General features: G+C 51.7%; 17 protein-coding genes. All 17 read right to left on the reverse strand.

Translation table 11 applies throughout. From position 1 onward, the window contains the following. Positions 1-22: 22 nt before the first annotated feature. Positions 23-643: a nucleotide exchange factor GrpE gene (gene grpE, locus FFM82_RS02985; RefSeq protein WP_137644388.1), complete on the reverse strand. Its 621-nt coding sequence runs from the start codon at positions 641-643 to the stop codon at positions 23-25. A gap of 11 nt (positions 644-654) precedes the next feature. Further along, positions 655-1,698 (reverse strand): heat-inducible transcriptional repressor HrcA, encoded by a 1,044-nt coding sequence (gene hrcA / locus FFM82_RS02990; protein WP_137644389.1) that lies wholly within the window; start codon positions 1,696-1,698, stop codon positions 655-657. Positions 1,699-1,957: 259 nt separating this feature from the next. After that, positions 1,958-2,671 carry an acetolactate decarboxylase gene (budA, locus tag FFM82_RS02995; RefSeq protein ID WP_137644390.1) on the reverse strand — a complete coding sequence of 238 codons (714 nt, stop codon included), beginning with the start codon at positions 2,669-2,671 and terminating at the stop codon, positions 1,958-1,960. Between the two features lie 2 nt (positions 2,672-2,673). After that, on the reverse strand, positions 2,674-3,675 hold the full coding sequence (ribF, locus tag FFM82_RS03000) for a riboflavin biosynthesis protein RibF (RefSeq protein ID WP_137644391.1): 1,002 nt from the start codon (positions 3,673-3,675) through the stop codon (positions 2,674-2,676). A 12-nt stretch (positions 3,676-3,687) separates the two neighbouring features. Continuing rightward, positions 3,688-4,611 (reverse strand): tRNA pseudouridine(55) synthase TruB, encoded by a 924-nt coding sequence (truB, locus tag FFM82_RS03005; protein WP_137644392.1) that lies wholly within the window; start codon positions 4,609-4,611, stop codon positions 3,688-3,690. A gap of 201 nt (positions 4,612-4,812) precedes the next feature. Continuing rightward, entirely contained in the window at positions 4,813-5,334 is a 522-nt protein-coding gene (locus FFM82_RS03010; RefSeq protein WP_137644393.1) for a shikimate kinase, read from the reverse strand. Positions 5,335-5,336: 2 nt separating this feature from the next. Next, complete coding sequence (locus FFM82_RS03015) at positions 5,337-6,434, reverse strand: prephenate dehydrogenase (protein WP_137644394.1); 1,098 nt, start codon at positions 6,432-6,434, stop codon at positions 5,337-5,339. Beyond that, positions 6,431-7,741 (reverse strand): 3-phosphoshikimate 1-carboxyvinyltransferase, encoded by a 1,311-nt coding sequence (gene aroA / locus FFM82_RS03020; protein ID WP_137644395.1) that lies wholly within the window; start codon positions 7,739-7,741, stop codon positions 6,431-6,433. Before aroA ends, FFM82_RS03015 begins: the two co-directional genes overlap by 4 nt. 9 nt (positions 7,742-7,750) lie before the next feature. Continuing rightward, the gene (locus tag FFM82_RS03025) at positions 7,751-8,278 is read right to left on the reverse strand and encodes an amino acid biosynthesis protein (protein ID WP_137644396.1); all 528 of its coding nucleotides are present in this window, start codon (positions 8,276-8,278) and stop codon (positions 7,751-7,753) included. A gap of 8 nt (positions 8,279-8,286) precedes the next feature. Continuing rightward, positions 8,287-9,456 (reverse strand): chorismate synthase, encoded by a 1,170-nt coding sequence (aroC, locus tag FFM82_RS03030; RefSeq protein ID WP_137644397.1) that lies wholly within the window; start codon positions 9,454-9,456, stop codon positions 8,287-8,289. Further along, positions 9,449-10,891: an MFS transporter gene (locus tag FFM82_RS03035; protein ID WP_137644398.1), complete on the reverse strand. Its 1,443-nt coding sequence runs from the start codon at positions 10,889-10,891 to the stop codon at positions 9,449-9,451. The genes aroC and FFM82_RS03035 overlap by 8 nt, the downstream gene beginning before the upstream one ends. A 427-nt stretch (positions 10,892-11,318) precedes the next feature. Next, on the reverse strand, positions 11,319-11,672 hold the full coding sequence (gene rbfA / locus FFM82_RS03040) for a 30S ribosome-binding factor RbfA (protein ID WP_137643269.1): 354 nt from the start codon (positions 11,670-11,672) through the stop codon (positions 11,319-11,321). 25 nt (positions 11,673-11,697) lie between these two features. After that, positions 11,698-14,247 (reverse strand): translation initiation factor IF-2, encoded by a 2,550-nt coding sequence (gene infB / locus FFM82_RS03045; protein WP_137644399.1) that lies wholly within the window; start codon positions 14,245-14,247, stop codon positions 11,698-11,700. 14 nt (positions 14,248-14,261) lie between these two features. Then, a complete protein-coding gene (locus tag FFM82_RS03050) occupies positions 14,262-14,567 on the reverse strand; it encodes a L7Ae/L30e/S12e/Gadd45 family ribosomal protein (protein ID WP_137644400.1) in 306 nt (101 codons plus the stop codon). Then, the gene (gene rnpM, locus FFM82_RS03055; RefSeq protein WP_137644401.1) at positions 14,557-14,856 is read right to left on the reverse strand and encodes an RNase P modulator RnpM; all 300 of its coding nucleotides are present in this window, start codon (positions 14,854-14,856) and stop codon (positions 14,557-14,559) included. Before rnpM ends, FFM82_RS03050 begins: the two co-directional genes overlap by 11 nt. A 30-nt stretch (positions 14,857-14,886) precedes the next feature. Then, on the reverse strand, positions 14,887-16,110 hold the full coding sequence (gene nusA / locus FFM82_RS03060; RefSeq protein WP_137644402.1) for a transcription termination factor NusA: 1,224 nt from the start codon (positions 16,108-16,110) through the stop codon (positions 14,887-14,889). A gap of 20 nt (positions 16,111-16,130) precedes the next feature. After that, complete coding sequence (gene rimP / locus FFM82_RS03065; RefSeq protein WP_137644403.1) at positions 16,131-16,607, reverse strand: ribosome maturation factor RimP; 477 nt, start codon at positions 16,605-16,607, stop codon at positions 16,131-16,133. Positions 16,608-16,656 lie beyond the last annotated feature (49 nt).

The raw sequence follows: 16,656 nt of genomic DNA on the forward strand, positions 1-16,656 counted from the left end.
TTAAATTTTTTTGATTTCTGAATTACTGTGCAACAACGACCATCGCCGCGCGGAGCGTCCGGTCTTTCAATAAGTACCCTTTTTGGAGTACTTGAACGACCGTGTCCGCTGGATGATCCTTATCCGCCGGCACCGTTTGAACGGCTTGGTGAACGTTTGGATCGAACTTCTCGCCGTCAGCCGGAACTTCGGTCACGCCGTGCTTCTTAAGGGCGTCTTGTAAATGGCCGTAAACCATTTCGACCCCCTTTTTAAGTTGCTGGGCGGCCTGATCATCCGCGTCGGTTGCTAGCGCCCGTTCCAAGTTATCCAAAACGGGTAAGACGTCCTTGGCCAAGGCCTGGCCGTCATACTTCAACAACGCAGCCTGTTCCTTCTTATTACGGTTTTGCATGTTGACGATTTCCGCCTGCGCCCGTAATAACTGGTCGTCTTTTTGATCTAACTGATCCTTCAAGCTTTGGAGTTGTGTCGCTTGATCATCCTTCGCTGAAGTTTGCTTATCCGCTGCACCAGATGCCGTTTCACTGGCAGTTTCGGTTGTGGCTTGGCTAGCTTGACTAGCCGTGCTGTCAGCTGATGAAGTCGCTTGTTGCTGCTTGTCAGCCTCAGCACTCTTTGAATCTTTAGCCAATGCTTTCATCTCCCTGTCCGTCACTCGTCAAAGTACCGGTAATAATCTAATAATTTGCGGGCAAGCTCCCGCTGGAACGCGCCCATCAGTCCAATCATCCGCGAATACGGCATGGCCGTGGGTCCCAGGATGGCAATCATCCCTTTACCGTGTTGGTCAACGTCGTAAGTCGCGGTAATTAAACTGTAGTTTTTCAACAAATCGTTGGTGATCTCATTACCGATACGAACTTGGATGTGCTGACCAGGTGGCCCGATCACATTTGCCAAGCTATCCGTTTGATCTAGTAACGAGTACAATGACTGCAATTCCTTCGGGTCGTTTTGGTCGGTGTAGTTGAACAAGTTCAACTTGCCACCAACGTAAAACCGCTCGGAAGCTGCCTTGGACAGTACGCTACCGAAAATATCCAGAAAACCGTCCGGATCCTGCAAGTACTTTGCAAGTTTCAACGGAATCTCGTGCTGGAGTTTGCGGAGGACGTCTTGTAACGGCAGGCCAATCAATTGATCATCGATGAACCGAACTACCGGCTCGAGTTCGTCGCCGCTCAGGTCGTTGGGAATCGTAAAGGTCTGGTTTTCAACGTCGCCATTATTCGTGACGAGGATGGCCATCACCTGATGATTGCCCAACGGCACTAACCGAAAGCCACTCAAGCGACTATCCTTTAGTTCCGGCCGTAACGTAAAGGTCGTGTAACTCGTCAATTGTGACAAGATATCCGCCGATTGCGCCACGATTTCATCGATCTTATGAAATTCACCACCCAACGAGTGTTGGATTACTTTCAAGTCACGACTATCCACCTTTTCCGGTTTTAGGATATGGTCAACGTAGTACCGGTATCCGCGAATCGAGGGAATCCGACCTGAAGATAGGTGCGTCTTGACGATCAACCCCAGGTCCTCTAGCCGGGCCATCTCATTACGGATGGTCGCCGAGCTGACCTTCATTGGTAATTCTTGAACCAACGATTTAGAACCGACGGGGTTACCGCCTTCGGTATAGTCACGGACAATTGCCTTTAGAATTAGGCTTTGTCGTTCAGTTAACGTGATCATCACCTCTTTTTAGCACTTAACTAAATGGAGTGCTAACACAAGTACTAATATAACAACCCTTCCCGTGAAAGTCAAGGAAGGACAAAGATTTTTAGCGGTTAACCGCGGACTGTCCTCACGGGAATCAACCCCCCGCAAGCAGCGGCTCCGCTCAACAAATTCTATATTAGCACTCTCATCCATAGAGTGCTAATAGTTTGCTTAAAGAAAAACCAGTTATTCGGCTTACCCGTAAAATAACTGGTTATGCTTGTTCAAATTAACGTTCCGCTTTGTTAATGGCGCTATCGATGGCCGCGTTATCAAAGCGTTCTTGTAAATAAGCTTCATTATCAATCGGCAGGTGCACTTTGAAGTTCGCAAAGTGTTGCACCTTCAAGGTCGCCTGATCAATATCAAAGCCCAATAAGTGGCCGCCAAGTTGGTGATCCGCACTTAAAAAGTGTAAGTGGAAGCCACCAACGGTTGCACCCTGAAACAGGTGTGGTGCGTAGTAACCGATAATTGAGCCCTGCACGGCGTGACCTTCAAATTCAGGCTGGGTCGCGGTCGCCTCAACCAGCGTCTTGTACGGTGGTTGTTGGCGCGGGGCCACCCGCGTTTTGACGTAACTGAATGTCCCGTCAATGCGAATCGCCGCAAACACGTTGGTCAAACGGTAATCGGCAACCACCTTTTCTTCAAAGGCCGCCTGAGATAGTTGGCTTAATGGCGCACTGACGTCCGGCTTTTGGAAGTGAACCGATGCGAACGGTAAGCTTTCGTCCGGGCCGATTTCACTAACCTGGCCGTCTTCGCGGGCTTGGTAGGCGTGCCCGTCTAAGATGATGACTTCCCCGTCCAGACCGTTCAGGGTCCCAATACCGTTGTCTCCGTGCGTCAATAATTCCTTGGCCGTAATCGTGCCATCGAAGAGCCCCGGTACTAATAGTCCCAAGGTTCCGTGTTGAAAAATCGTATCCGTCGTTGCCACTATTACCCCTCCATTTTTACTTGAGTCGTCTGCTGACAGTCTAAACGCGGCTGAACTCGAAACGGGTGGGCCGCGTAGTAGTCGCGGGTACCCTGCTCATCTTTATTGAGTTGCGCAATTAAACCGTCCGCACCGTCAAATTTAATTTCACCGCGCATCCGGTGACCCCACCGGACCGTCACGTTCTGACCATATAAGTCGCCGTGAAAATCTAACAAGTTGATTTCGACCGTAATTGGCCGGTCATCACCAAAAGTAACGTTGCGACCAACCGAGGCCATCCCCGCAACCCATTGCTGGCCGACTTGCACCATCGTCGCGTAAATGCCAATGCCCGGCACGCGGGTATTACTACTATGTGCCACGTTGGCAGTTGGAAAACCGAGCGTCCGCCCGCGGGCTTCGCCGTGAACCACCTGACCACTCGTTTCATATTGGTAGCCGAGCAACAAATTGGCTTCGTCGATATCGCCGGCATCTAACGCCTTACGGATCCGCGTCGAGCTAATTTTCTGGTCATCGAGGGTCGCCTTTGGCACCTCGATAACTTCGAAGCGATCGCGCGCGTATTCCGGTAACCGCTGCATGTTAGCCACGTCAGCCGGACCGTACGTGTAATCAAAGCCGGCAACCACGGCCTGGGCGTGTAAGCCAACGAGTAACTGGTCCACAAACCGTTGCGGTGGCAAGGCGCCGACCTTGGCATTGAAATCCATCACGTAGAGGACGTCGACCCCCATTTCGGCCATCAACGCCGTCTTTTGGGCAACCGTCGTTAAGTAACGAACGTGCGCCGGATCGGCATGGTCAAACACGACCGAGGGATGCTGATCAAACGTCATGACGGCTAGTTTGACCCCCCGTTGCTGTGCCACTTTACGGGCCGTTGCTATGACCCGTTGGTGCCCACGGTGGACACCGTCAAAAAAGCCAAGCGCCAAGACGACCGGATCCTCACTAGCCGCTTGAACGGCCGTTAGATTGTGTAAATTTATCACCTGCATACAAAAATCTCCCTATTTAACCGAAAACATTTTCAACGGTTTATAACGTCGTTCGTCCGGTCGATACTGATAAAGACATTTTAAGCCGTTTTGGTAAACTAATGCAACCGTTTTATTTTTCTCTAAATCATCTAACTGTAAGTCTTCCGCCGTCAACCAGACGCCGTTTTTGACCCGCGCCCACAGGTCATCACTAATTGTGACCCAAGGGTACTGAGCGAGTGCCTGGTCAATCGGTGCTAAGAGCGCGGCCGCGTTATCGGCCGCCACTTCAGCTTCAATTTGATCAAAGGTGACCGTCTCGGCAAGCGTAAAGCCACCGCTCTTTAAGCGGGTCAGGTCACTCATGACTGCGGGTACCCCGAGGGCCTTGCCGACATCCACCGCTAAAGTCCGGACGTAAGTCCCCTTACTGCAAGCCACCGTAAAATCGATTGTCTGGGTTTGAACAGCCGGGTCGTAAGTTGCCGGCTGACGTTGCTCAAAGCGACTAATTTTAATGTGGCGGACCGGTCGTTCAACGGTTTCGCCGTGGCGCGCGTAATCGTACAACCGGCGTCCGTTAACTTTAACCGCCGAAAACATCGGTGGGATCTGGGTAATGTCCCCCGTCAAGCTTGCTAAAGCCGCGTTGATCTGCTCATCCGAAAACGGCGTGGTGATTGCCTCACGCGCCACTTCCTCACCGTCAAGGTCTTCGGTAGTCGTCGCAAAGCCCAGGGTGATGCTACCGCGATACTCTTTCCCCGAGGCAACTAAGAACTGAACGACCTTGGTCGCGTTACCAATACAAATCGGTAAGACGCCGTCAACGTTAGGATCCAACGTGCCTGAATGCCCCACCTTGCGGGTTTGGTACAACTTTCTAATTTTTGCCACGCAGTCAAAACTCGTCATGCCACGCGGTTTATATAAAGGTAAAATTCCGTCTGCCATAAAAAAACTCCTCGCAAGTTAAGCTTACTTCATATTAATTACGTTTGTTTACAGATTAATAAACCTCGTTCAGTATACCACACCAGGTCCAGCCCGCCCGGGTTCAAAATCGCAAAAGCCCGGGCCCGCCTTTAAATGGCGCGCCCGAGCTTATCTCCAATATGCTCATTGATCGTGTTCCAGTAACCGCAGTCGGTCACGCTACGCCCGCGCCACCAAGTGACTGGCCGTCAGCCAACTCACAATGTGGCCCACAATTTCTTGCAGACTTAGCTGATCAGTGTGAATCACCAAGTCGGCAGCGTTGGCGTATAAGGTTGCCCGTTGGCGCTTTAGCGTCATCAACGATTCCGTATTCAGGTCATTGACTAGCGGGCGCGAACGGTCGTTTTGGACCCGTTCCAAAATGGTTTCACCCGTCGCGGCCAGCCAAATCACCGGCACCGGTGACCGTTTTAACACCGCGGCGTTGGCGGCAACCGTCGGCGTCCCCCCGCCGGTCGATAAGATGCCGGGCTGCTTAATGGCGTTGATCAAAGTCTGCTGTTCGAGTTGTCGAAAGTACGGTTCCCCGTAGTTGGCAAAAATCGTGGTGATTGGCGTTCCGGCACTTTCAACAATTAAGTCATCTAAATCCGCGTGCTGGGTCGCCAGCGTTTGTGCCAGTAACCGTCCCACGGTCGTTTTTCCTGAACCCATGAATCCGATTAAAATTGCTTGCATAACTAATTCCTCCTCACGATTTGGTAACCGGCAGTTTCGAGCACCCTCGCCGCTTGCGCTTGCGCTGCAGCATTGCCGAAGGTCAGTTGTAAGACCCCGTCGATATCCTCACGAATTTCTAAAATATGAATATTAACTAAACTGATTTGAGCAGCTGCTAAGCGGTGGGTCACGTCAGCAAGCGCACCGACCCGGTCGGGCACGTTTAAAAATAGGTCGTAAAAATTAGGTAAACTCCCCAATTGTTCCGGTCCCAACTGGTCACGAGTAAGCTTGGCACGGTCAAAAAAATCTTTAAGGTTGGCGGTGTCGCCCACCGCAATCGCCCGTTTCACGCGGGTGAGCTCATCAATATAGGCCTGTAATCGGTGGGTTACGAGTTCGCCGTTGGTCCTAAGAATCGCCGTCCACATGGTCGGGTCAGAACTAGCAATCCGGGTAATGCTCTTAAACCCACCAGCAGCTAAGCGCAGGCCCAATGGTGAATCCGCCAAGGCCGCCTGGGTCTGGTTAACCAGGGCTGCGGCGACGACGTGCGGTAAGTGGCTTAGCTGGCCAACAATCCGGTCGTGCTGCGTGGCGGTGACCGTCAACCACTTCACGCGGGTCGCCCGCAATAACTTTTGTAAGCTGGTCACGGCACTGTCCGCCGTTAAGCCGGGAATCAGGAAGTAAAACGCGTTTTCAAATAAATCCGGCTTTCCGGCCGTCACCCCCGATTTATGCGAACCGGCCATCGGGTGACCCCCAATAAAGGCAACCCCCTTGGACTGGAGTGGCTTAGCAGCGCGCATCACCGCTTGTTTCGTACTGCCGACGTCGGTCACCAGCACCCCGGCTTTTAACGGTAACGCGGCCAACTGCGCGAGATCCGCGCAAATCACGCTGACCGGCGTGGCCAGGATAATAACGTCGGCCTGACCCGCTACTTCGGCCAAGGCTGGCGCCGTCTGATCAACGATGCCCCGTTGCTCGGCGTAACTGAGACTAGCTTGATCAGTATCCACCCCAACCACGGTCACCGCGGGTTCGGCTTGACGAATCGCCTGCGCTAGTGAACTGCCGATTAAACCGAGTCCCTTAATCAAAATCGTTGTCATGCCAACACCCCCGCGCCATTCCGCAACCGGTCCAAGTCCTGCCAAAACGTCGGGTAGGAAATCCCAATTGCCTTTTCGCCGGTCAGCGTGGTTGGTTGATCCAGCCGCTGCGTCGCAATTGCCATCATCATCCCGATCCGGTGATCACCGTGACTAGCAAACGGCTGACCGGTCGGTTGCCAAGTTTGACGACCGTCAATGATAAAACCGTCCGTTTTTTCGGTGATTGCCACGCCGAGTTTTTTCAGCTCGGTCACAATCGTATTGATCCGGTCGGTTTCTTTGACCCGCAGTTCCTGCGCACCGCTGACCTCACTAATCCCATCGGCGGTGGCCGCCAGTAACGCCACTAACGGTAACTCGTCAATGACGGCCGGAATGTCGGCTGCACCTAGTTGAATTGGCCGTAATTTGGCGAAGCGGACATCTAAGTCCCCGAGGGGTTCCCCTGGATTTTCCCGGGGCGTGACCGTCACGTGGCCGCCCATCCGTTGCAATACCGTTAAAATACCGGTCCGGGTCGGGTTTAACCCAACTTTTTCCAAACGAACGTGTGAATTGGGCACGATGCTGGCCGCCGTTAAGAAAAAGGCCGCCGAAGAGACGTCACCCGGCACCGTTAACGTCTGACCACTCAACTGGTTGTTCGGATCCAACGTAATCGTTCGCCGGTCACGCGCCGTTGTGACCCGCCCCCCAAACGCGTTGATCAACCGTTCGGTGTGGTCGCGAGTCGGTAACTTTTCAATCACCGTAGTGGGTTGATCCGCGAACAGGCCCGCTAACAAGACCGCGCTTTTGACCTGCGCACTGGCCACCGCTAGTTGGACCGTCGCGGCGTGTAACGGCTGACCGGTAATTTGCATCGGTAAGTGGCCGTCCGTCAGCTCGAGCTGCGCACCCAGTTGTGCCAAGGGCCGCTCAACCCGCGTCATTGGCCGTTGACTGAGCGACGCGTCGCCAATCAAGGTGCTGTTGAACGGTTGACCGGCTAATAAGCCGGCTAACAAGCGGGTCGCCGTGCCGGCGTTACCCATGTCGAGTGGTTGGTCAGCCGCGTGTAAGCCGTGGCGACCATTGCCACGGACCGTCACCGTGTCCGCATCGCGCGCGATGTCGACACCTAACTGTTTAAGGGCGTTCAACGTCGATAAGCAGTCGGCCGCGGTCAAAAAGTGGTGTAACACGGTGGTTCCGGTACTAATTGCACCAAGCATCAAGCCGCGGTGTGAAATACTTTTGTCTCCCGGAACGCGAATCGTTCCGTGAAGGCCGTTTGGACGGCCCGCTCCTAATTGCATTGTCATAAATATCACCTAATTAATTTGATAAACGCACCACACCATCTTGGGTGTCAGCCGTTTAATGATTTTTTCGTGCGGCGTTAAACGCACGTTTTTTTCGTTGGTTAAAACGTAACCGGCCCGATTTTCTTGGTAGGCGCGATAAGCTAAGTACTTACTAGTTGCCGTCTGGACGGTCACCCCACTCACGATCCGTGCTAACAGTTGCGCTGTGGCCGCGTGGGTGTAACCGATGCGGTTGTCGGCGTCACAGCGTTGTACCACCACTAACGGGTCCAGCGCCGTCATGAAACAGTCGCGTAACGTCATTTGTTCTAACAAAGCGTAGTGCACATCGCCCCAACTTGCGTTTAGCGCGGACGATTTAAACGCCGCCGGTATCAATAATTGTTGTCCGCGGTACCCGTCCAAGTGGGTCAAAATCGTTTCAAAGCTCGGATGACCCACGATGGTTAACTCGGTTTGCCGGTGGTTGCGCTGATAAATTTGAGCGGCGGCGTAACTATCGGTCATTGCTGGTCCTAACGTATGTAGTTCCATTGGCCGACCTAGTATTGCCGCAGCTCGTCACGGTACGTCGCCAGCTGTACCCGTAACCGGTCAAGGTTGCTACCATCAAACGTTGCGGTCAGTGCGCGGGCTAAGGTAATTGCAACGACGCTTTCCACCACGATCGAAGCCGGTACGATGGCGGTCGTGTCAGAACGTTCGACGCTAGCCTTCTGCTTAGCCTTAGTGGCAACGTCCACACTTTGCAGCGGCTTGTAAAGGGTCGGAATCGGCTTCATCGCCGCCTTAACAATGATCGGCATGCCGTTCGTCATCCCGCCTTCAAAGCCGCCGAGGTGGTTACTGAGCCGGCGCCAGCCGTTTTCGGCATTCCAGTCAATTTCATCCATAACCCGACTACCGTAGTTGGCCGCCGCTCCGAAACCGTCACCGATTTCAACGCCCTTCATCGCGTTAACGCCCATCACCGCGGCCGCCAGCTGACCATCCAACTTGGTATCCCAGCTCGTGTAACTTCCCAGTCCGGCCGGAACGTTTTCCGCGACCACCTTAATTACGCCGCCTAACGTATCGCCGGCCTTCTTCGTTGCCGTGATTAAGTCGTGCAGCTCGGTCACCTTCGACTGGTCGGTGATGCGCAAATCGTTGCGACTAATTTCCGTCGCCAGCGCGTCGACCGTTGTCACGGTCGAATCATCCGCAACCACCGCCCCGATTTGGTGCACGTAACCGATCAAGTGAATGTCCAACTGGGCCAACAGTTGCTTGCAGACCTGACCAATGGCGACCCGCATAGCAGTCTTGCGGGCCGACGACCGTTCTAAAACGTTGCGAAGGTCGCGGTGGCCGTACTTCATCCCTCCAACTAGGTCGGCGTGACCCGGTCGCGGCCGGGTCACTTGTCGCAGGGTGTTGGTAGCGGTGGCGGGGCTGGTCGGATTCATAATTTCGGACCAGTGGGCGTGGTCCCGATTTTGAATCGTTAACGCCAGTGGTGAACCAAGGGTAACGCCGTGCCGTAAACCACCGGTGACCACCACTTGGTCGTGTTCGATCTGCTGACGGTTACCGCGACCAAAACCACCTTGGCGGGCAGCTAACCCGGCGTTAATGGCGTCAATATTCAAAGTTAGTCCTGCCGGAATCCCGGTTAAAATTCCCGTTAATTGGGGGCCGTGGGATTCACCGGCCGTGACGTAGTTAATCATGTTCTTCATCCTTTCGGTGTAACTGGGCTTGGTAAGCCCGTGAATTTGCCATAATGGCTTGATAAATGGCTTGTAGGTACGGCGTATGGGCGCCCGTATGGCTCTGATCAGCCACCCGTTGTAACACGACCGTTTCGCGATTTTGATCGAGGACCGGCAACTGTTCGGCCGCCTTGATCGCACCAATTGCCGTGACCGTATCAAAACGCTGGTTCAATAATTTAACGATGCGCGCGTCGATCTGATTGATTTGCTGTCGTTGACTCGTAAGTGACCGGGCCGGTTTCAACACCCAAGCGGTCAACGCGACTAACAGTAATCCAGCAGCACCAACGACTAGGTCAAAACGCATAGCGGCCGCGACACTTTGTTGTGACAGCCAGCCGGTGATCAGCGGGACCGTAAATGACGCAATGCTGCCGAACGTGAAGTACACGCCGGTCACCCGCCCCTTAACGTGCGGATATAGCTTGATAAACAGGTTCAACCCGACTTGCATGATGCCCCCCGCAGCGGTAAAGCCAAACGCGAGTGCGCCGAGCATTGATAGCCAGGTCAACGGACTGTAACTAACCACGACTAATGCTAATAGCGACCCCGTATTCATGGCAACTAACAAGCGGGTTTCGCTAACGCCCCGGCGTAAAAGTAGAAAAATCACGCCGACGCCGCTGATCGAGCCAATACTGTAAAGTGACAGTAACAAATGGGCGACCACTTGGTTGAACTGGAACGTTTGACTAACGAAGAGGCTGATCCACTGAGTATAAAGAATCATGATGGCCATCGACGTGTAGCCGTAACCGGCCAACCCGACCGAGGCGATCAGCCGGCGCCGTTTGGATAACCGGTGGCTGGCCGCGGCCATCGTCGCGTCATCGTGGTTGCGGGCCGGAAACGTTTGGCGATTCAACAAAACAATGTTCACCAGTAAAATCGCTGCGGCAATCAGGAACGTCCAACCGTACCACCACCGTTGCGCATCGACCGTTGCGACCATTAGTGGTAACAAGAACTCGCCGACTGAGACAAAGGCTTTTAGCAAGACGTTTGCCGAACCACGGTTACCCCCCATCTCGATGAAGGTCGTGTACGTGCCGGCATCTAACGCCGAATTGGCAATTCCGGCAAGGATTGCCAGCCCGTATGCCAGTTGAATATTAGTGACAAACGCCATCCCAACGAAGAAAATCAGGTAACTCAGCATTCCTAGGTTAACGAATAGTTTACGGCCAAAGCGGTCCGACAAACTCCCAAGTAAGAAGTACGCTAGCAAGCGACCAATCCCGACCCCCGACACCACGTAGGAAACCGTAGCAATTGGCGTTTGCCAATGGGTGCTTAACGCCTGCATATTTTGGGTGATGATGATCAGGCCCAGACCGTGAACGAAGTAGTTCAGGTACAGACTGACCGATAACGATTTTCGGTTCATTTCTAAGACCCCTTTAATGTTTAACGAAAATAAAAAAAGCCAGCTAGATTCTAAGAATCTAACTGGCTTCTCATTAACCGTTCAGTTTAACAGTTATTCCAGCTAGACCCTTACGTGTCTAGCTGGCTAAGACAAAAATGACTTCGCTAACCTTAGACACGGACGTGTGTGCCGCCCGCATCTAAGATTGATACGGACGCTACCTAAAGTAAACCAAGCCGAAATAATACGCGTTAGTTGGGAGTAGCTGAGTCATAATTATCTTTCCTTTCCGTTTATGTGATTGATTATATTAAAACACTCTCATTTTCGTTCGTCAATACTAATTTCATTTTAATTTTATATTTTCATGAATTAGTGCCCCTTTAATTGCAAAAAAGCGCCTCCCAACCCGCAGGCTGAGAGGCGCTTTTCTAACGGTCAAGAACTAGTCTTGCCGCTTTAAATTGTTGATCAATTCGTCGATTCGACTGCCGTATTGAACCGATTGGTCGCGTTCAAAAGTCAGTTCAGGCGTCTTGTAGATGCTAAGCCGTGAGCCTAATTCGCTCCGGATCAGTCCCTTGGCCTTTTCCAGACCAGCCGCCGTCTTCTCACCGTCAGAAGCTTTATCGGACAAAATACTGTAGTAAATGGTGGCCTGTTGCAAATCACCGGTGACGGTGACCCCCGTAATGGTGATCCCCGCAACCCGTGGGTCACGAACCCGTTTTAACAAAATGTCGTCGACTTCGCGTTGAATTTCTTGTTCAAGCCGGCCAACCCGATAATGTTGTGCCATCTAGTTTACCCCCTTATGCCGATGCTTAGTCAATCGGAACTTCCTTCATGACGTAAGCTTCAATTACATCGTTAACTTTAATATCATTGTAGTCTTCAATTCGCAGACCGAGTTCGAAGCCTTGCTTAACTTCCTTCACGTCGTCCTTGAAACGCCGTAAGCTGGCAAGCTTACCGTCATAGATGACCACGCCGTCACGGATGACCCGGACACCGGAATCACGGTGAATGACCCCATCAGTGACCATCCCACCACCGATCGTCCCAACCTTTGAAACCTTATAGATTTCGCGGATTTCAACTTGACCAGTGATTTTTTCTTCGTACTTCGGTTCTAGCATACCCTTCATGGCGCTTTCGATTTCATCAATGGCATTGTAAATAACCTGATGTAAACGAATGTCAACGTCGTCGGTATCCGCTTGCGATTTCGCTTGCGGCGTTGGCCGAACGTTGAAACCAATGATGATGGCGTTACTTGCTTCCGCTAAGGCAACGTCACTTTCATTGATGGCCCCAACGGCGGTATGGATAATGTTGACCCGCACACCCTTAACGTCAATCTTACGTAAACTCCCGGCGAGGGCTTCGACGGAACCTTGCACGTCAGCTTTGATAATGACGTCAACTTCCTTCAATTCACCCTGTTTCATGGAGTCGAATAAGTTATCCAACGTGACGTGGGTCGTTTGTTTCCGTTCGTCCATCAGCGCCTGCTTAGCACGCTGTTCACCGGCTTCACGAGCGGTCTTTTCATCATCAAAGACAACGAAACGGTCACCGGCATCCGGCACGTCGTTTAAACCGGTAATTTCAATTGGAGTCGACGGAACGGCTTCCTTGATCCGCTTACCGTGGTCGTTGGTCATCGTCCGGACTTTACCGTAAGTATTCCCAACAACGATCGGGTCACCAACGTGCATCGTCCCTTGTTGAACTAACAAGGTTGCGGTTGAACCCTTCCCACGGTCCAAGCTGGCTTCCAAGACGGAACCGGCCGCGTTTTGCTTAGGGTTGGCCGTCAATTCAAGCACTTCAGCTTGCAGCAGGATCATGTCTAACAATTCGTCCAGGTTCTTACCGAACTTAGCTGAAATTTGAACGAAGATCGTGTCGCCACCCCAGTCTTCTGGAATCAAACCGTATTCGGTTAATTGTTCCATGACGTGGTTCGGGTTAGCACCCGGCTTATCGATCTTGTTAACCGCCACGATAATCGGCACTTTAGCCGCTTTGGCGTGGTTAATGGCTTCGATTGTTTGTGGCATGACACCGTCATCGGCCGCCACCACGAGGACGGTAATATCGGTGATATCCGCACCACGTGCCCGCATTTCAGTGAAGGCCGCGTGTCCTGGCGTATCCAAGAAGGTAATCGTCTTGCCATCGTGCTTAACTTGGTAAGCCCCGATTGCCTGCGTGATCCCACCGGCTTCGCCAGCAGTTACGTGGGTATGCCGTAACTTATCTAGTAAGGTCGTCTTACCATGGTCAACGTGTCCCATGACGGTAACGACTGGCGCCCGTGGTTCTAAGTTCTCGGTATTATTACTTTCATCATCAAAGAACTTGTCCAGGTCGGTCACGTCGACTTCAACCTTTTCTTGAGCCGCGATACCGTAATCGGCCGCTAAGACTTCAATCGTATCCTTATCCAAGGACTGGTTTTGGTTGACCGCTACGCCTAACATGAACAATTTCTTGATAATTTCAGCGGGTTCACGGTGCAAGATCTTACCCAGATCCTGGGCGTTCATGCCGACCGTGTAAACCAGCGTTTCTGGCAACGGCTTATCCTTACGAACCGGTGCCGGCTTGTTATTGACTTGCCGGATCCGTTGGTTCTTACGGTTTTGCTTGTTATTGCGGTTGTTCCGCCGGCGGTTATTGTTGTTACCGCGGTAACGACCACCACCATTATTATTGTTGTTTAAGCTACCACCAAAGCGGCCGCCACCGTTGCGTGAGCTGTTACTAGTCCCACCGTTACGGTTACCGTTATTACCGTTACTTGAACGGTTCTGACTGTTATTCGTCCGGTTTTGGGAACCGTTATTTGACCGGTTTTGGCCACCGTTATTCCGGTTCTGACCATTATTTGACCGGTTCTGACCGTTATTGGAACGGTTGTTATTCGTCCGGGCTTGCCCGTTACCACCGTTAGAACGGTTGTTGTTTGGCCGAGCATTATTATTGGTCCGCGACCCGTTATTATTGCTCCGGTTACCATTGTTCGAACGACTCTGTTGGTTGTTCGAGCGACTTTGATTATTGTTATTATTACGATTATTATTCAAAGAATCACCACTCTGTTGATGACGCGAGTTGGATTGCTGCTGGTTAGCAGTTCGTGTCACAGTTTTGACCGCTTTACGGGCGGTCGGACTAGTCTGACTAGTCGTGTTAGATTTAGGATGGGTGGCCGTTGAAGAGGCCCGTAGTTGGCGTTCTTCATTGTCACCGAGTGTCGACATATGATTTTTAACGGAGAATCCCAGTTGGTTGGCTTTAGCAATCAACGTTTTACTTGGGACGTTGAGCTCCTTCGCTAATTCATAAATTCGCTTTTTCCCCATATCTTCACCCTCCTTTATTGTGTCATGATCGCCACCATCTTCTTGGCAAAGCCGGCGTCGGTAATGGCATAAACGGTGCGTTTATTGCCAGCCGCGGCGTTCAACTCTTCCTTGGTAAAAGTATCGATCACGGGAACATTATAAGATTGGGCCTTATCATGGAACTTTTTGGCAGTCGTGGGACCGGCGTCACTCGCAATGAAAACGAGCTTGGCCGATTGGTTCCGAATTGCAGCGAGCGTTAAGCCCTCACCCGCAATTTGTTTCTTGGCACGCCGAGACAGGCCCAGTAGGTTTAAACAAGCTTGCTTAGGCGTCATCACCGAACAGTTCCTTTCGGGCTTGCTGATGATCAACGTAGGCCACGAGCTCGTCGTAAAAGTCGGCATCCACTTTGATGCCAAACGCTTTATCAAACGTCTTTTCCTTTTGCGCACGCTTTGCGACCGCCACGTCGAGCGCAATGTAGGCGCCGCGACCAGGCTTCTTACCAGTCGGATCGACCGATACCTCATCCTGCTTGTTTTTAACAACCCGGACTAAGTCTTTCTTGGGATGCATCTCACCCGTTACGATGTCCTTGCGTAACGGCACTTTTCTTTTTTTCATATCCCAGACCTCCTTTAGTTACTTTGCTTACTATTCAGCGTCGCTGGTAGCTGCAGCTGAGTCGTCGGCGTCATCATCACTAGTTGCTGGTGATTCCGCGTCACCGTCAGCAGCTGAATCCACGGACGCGTCGTCGGTAGGCAGTTCTTCATCTTCAACCGGTGCATCGGTTGCGGTTTCGGCCGCCGCAACGTTATCAGGATTTGCTTCCATTATATCAGATGCTTCGGTCTCAGATTTAATATCAATCTTAAACCCGGTTAATTTAGCGGCTAAGCGCGCATTTTGCCCGCGTTTCCCAATTGCTAACGACAATTGGTAATCGGGTACGACAACGGTACAACCACGTTCGTTTTCGGGGTCAAAAATGACGTCCAGCACTTCGGCCGGGTTCAACGCGTTGGCGATGAAGACCGCGGTATCATCCGTCCATTCCACGATATCCATGTTTTCACCGTGAAGTTCGTTAACGATGGTTTGAACCCGTTGTCCCTTGGGTCCCACACAGGTCCCGACCGGGTCAACGTTCGGGTTATTTGAACGAACCGCAACCTTAGCACGGTCACCGGCTTCGCGTGCAATTGACACGATTTCAACGATCCCGTCAAAAATTTCTGGCACTTCTTGTTCGAATAACCGTTTCAGTAAGTCCGGCGCCGTCCGTGAAACGAAGACTTGCGGCCCCTTAGTGGCGTTTTCGACCTTAGAAACGTAAACCTTGATCTTATCGTGAATCCGGTAAGTTTCACCCGGTAACTGGTCAGAATGGCCCATCACGGCTTCGACCTTACCAAGACTGACGTAAACGAAGCGGTTATCCTGGCGTTCTACTTCACCGGTAACGATTTCGTTTTCGTACTGGCTATATTCGTCATAGATAATGCCGCGTTCCGCTTCCCGAACCCGCTGCATAATGACCTGCTTAGCGGTTTGTGCCGCAATCCGCCCAAAGTTCTTGGGCGTGACTTCAAAACGAATCTCATCGCCAACTTCGTAAGCCTTATTAATGTTCAAGGCGTCTTGTAAACTAACTTCCAAGCGGGAGTCAAAGACTTCTTCAACAACTTCTTTGACCGCGTAAACGTGAATGTTGCCCTTAACCTGATCAAAATCAACTTCAACGTTTTGGGCTTGGCCGTAGTTCCGTTTGTAAGCTGAAACCAGCGCCGCTTCAAGTGCGTCGATCACAACTTCTTTCTTGATACCTTTTTCTGTTTCAAGGGTGTCTAAGGCCCCTAATAATTCCTTACTCATGAGTAAACTCCTTTACTGATTTAGAACTTCACTGCTAAGCGGGCTTGTGAAATTTTATCCCGGTCAACCGTAATCGTCTTATGACGGGTTTTGTCCAAATAGTCGATTGTTAAAGTTTCCGGGGTCACTTCTTTTAAGTCGCCCTCAAAAGCCTTTTTACCGTCCAACTTCTGGTACAAGCCAATGTGAACGTATTTTCCGATCGCATTTTGGTAATCGGCTTCCTTTTTTAGCGGCCGTTCGGCACCCGGAGAGGATACTTCTAAGAAATAAGCTTGCGGAATCGGATCTGGATCCATCGCATCTAATTTTTCACTGAGTTCATCACTAACCATTGCACACTCTTCAATGTTGATGCCACCGGGCTTGTCAATGTACACCCGGAGATACCAACCCTGACCCTCGCGAACAAACTCAATGTCCACGAGTTCAAATTGATGAGCAGTGACGATTGCTTCTGCAACCGGCTGAATCGTCTCAACAACGTTATTACTCAAGACTGCGCCTCCTAATTCAGATTAGTCCAATAAAAAGAGTGAGCATCGC

Source organism: Lactiplantibacillus plajomi, assembly GCF_005405405.1.
GTDB lineage: Bacteria > Bacillota > Bacilli > Lactobacillales > Lactobacillaceae > Lactiplantibacillus > Lactiplantibacillus plajomi.

What these genes read in the sequence shown, in the direction of transcription:
- rbfA (WP_137643269.1), bottom strand. Translation starts at nt 11,672, where the DNA reads ATGGCACAACATTATCGGGTTGGCCGGCTTGAACAAGAAATTCAACGC.
- truB (WP_137644392.1), bottom strand. Translation starts at nt 4,611, where the DNA reads ATGGCAGACGGAATTTTACCTTTATATAAACCGCGTGGCATGACGAGT.
- FFM82_RS03010 (WP_137644393.1), bottom strand. Translation starts at nt 5,334, where the DNA reads ATGCAAGCAATTTTAATCGGATTCATGGGTTCAGGAAAAACGACCGTG.
- FFM82_RS03015 (WP_137644394.1), bottom strand. Translation starts at nt 6,434, where the DNA reads ATGACAACGATTTTGATTAAGGGACTCGGTTTAATCGGCAGTTCACTA.
- aroA (WP_137644395.1), bottom strand. Translation starts at nt 7,741, where the DNA reads ATGACAATGCAATTAGGAGCGGGCCGTCCAAACGGCCTTCACGGAACG.
- hrcA (WP_137644389.1), bottom strand. Translation starts at nt 1,698, where the DNA reads ATGATCACGTTAACTGAACGACAAAGCCTAATTCTAAAGGCAATTGTC.
- FFM82_RS03035 (WP_137644398.1), bottom strand. Translation starts at nt 10,891, where the DNA reads ATGAACCGAAAATCGTTATCGGTCAGTCTGTACCTGAACTACTTCGTT.
- rnpM (WP_137644401.1), bottom strand. Translation starts at nt 14,856, where the DNA reads ATGAAAAAAAGAAAAGTGCCGTTACGCAAGGACATCGTAACGGGTGAG.
- nusA (WP_137644402.1), bottom strand. Translation starts at nt 16,110, where the DNA reads ATGAGTAAGGAATTATTAGGGGCCTTAGACACCCTTGAAACAGAAAAA.
- infB (WP_137644399.1), bottom strand. Translation starts at nt 14,247, where the DNA reads ATGGGGAAAAAGCGAATTTATGAATTAGCGAAGGAGCTCAACGTCCCA.
- grpE (WP_137644388.1), bottom strand. Translation starts at nt 643, where the DNA reads ATGAAAGCATTGGCTAAAGATTCAAAGAGTGCTGAGGCTGACAAGCAG.
- FFM82_RS03050 (WP_137644400.1), bottom strand. Translation starts at nt 14,567, where the DNA reads ATGACGCCTAAGCAAGCTTGTTTAAACCTACTGGGCCTGTCTCGGCGT.
- ribF (WP_137644391.1), bottom strand. Translation starts at nt 3,675, where the DNA reads ATGCAGGTGATAAATTTACACAATCTAACGGCCGTTCAAGCGGCTAGT.
- FFM82_RS03025 (WP_137644396.1), bottom strand. Translation starts at nt 8,278, where the DNA reads ATGGAACTACATACGTTAGGACCAGCAATGACCGATAGTTACGCCGCC.
- aroC (WP_137644397.1), bottom strand. Translation starts at nt 9,456, where the DNA reads ATGATTAACTACGTCACGGCCGGTGAATCCCACGGCCCCCAATTAACG.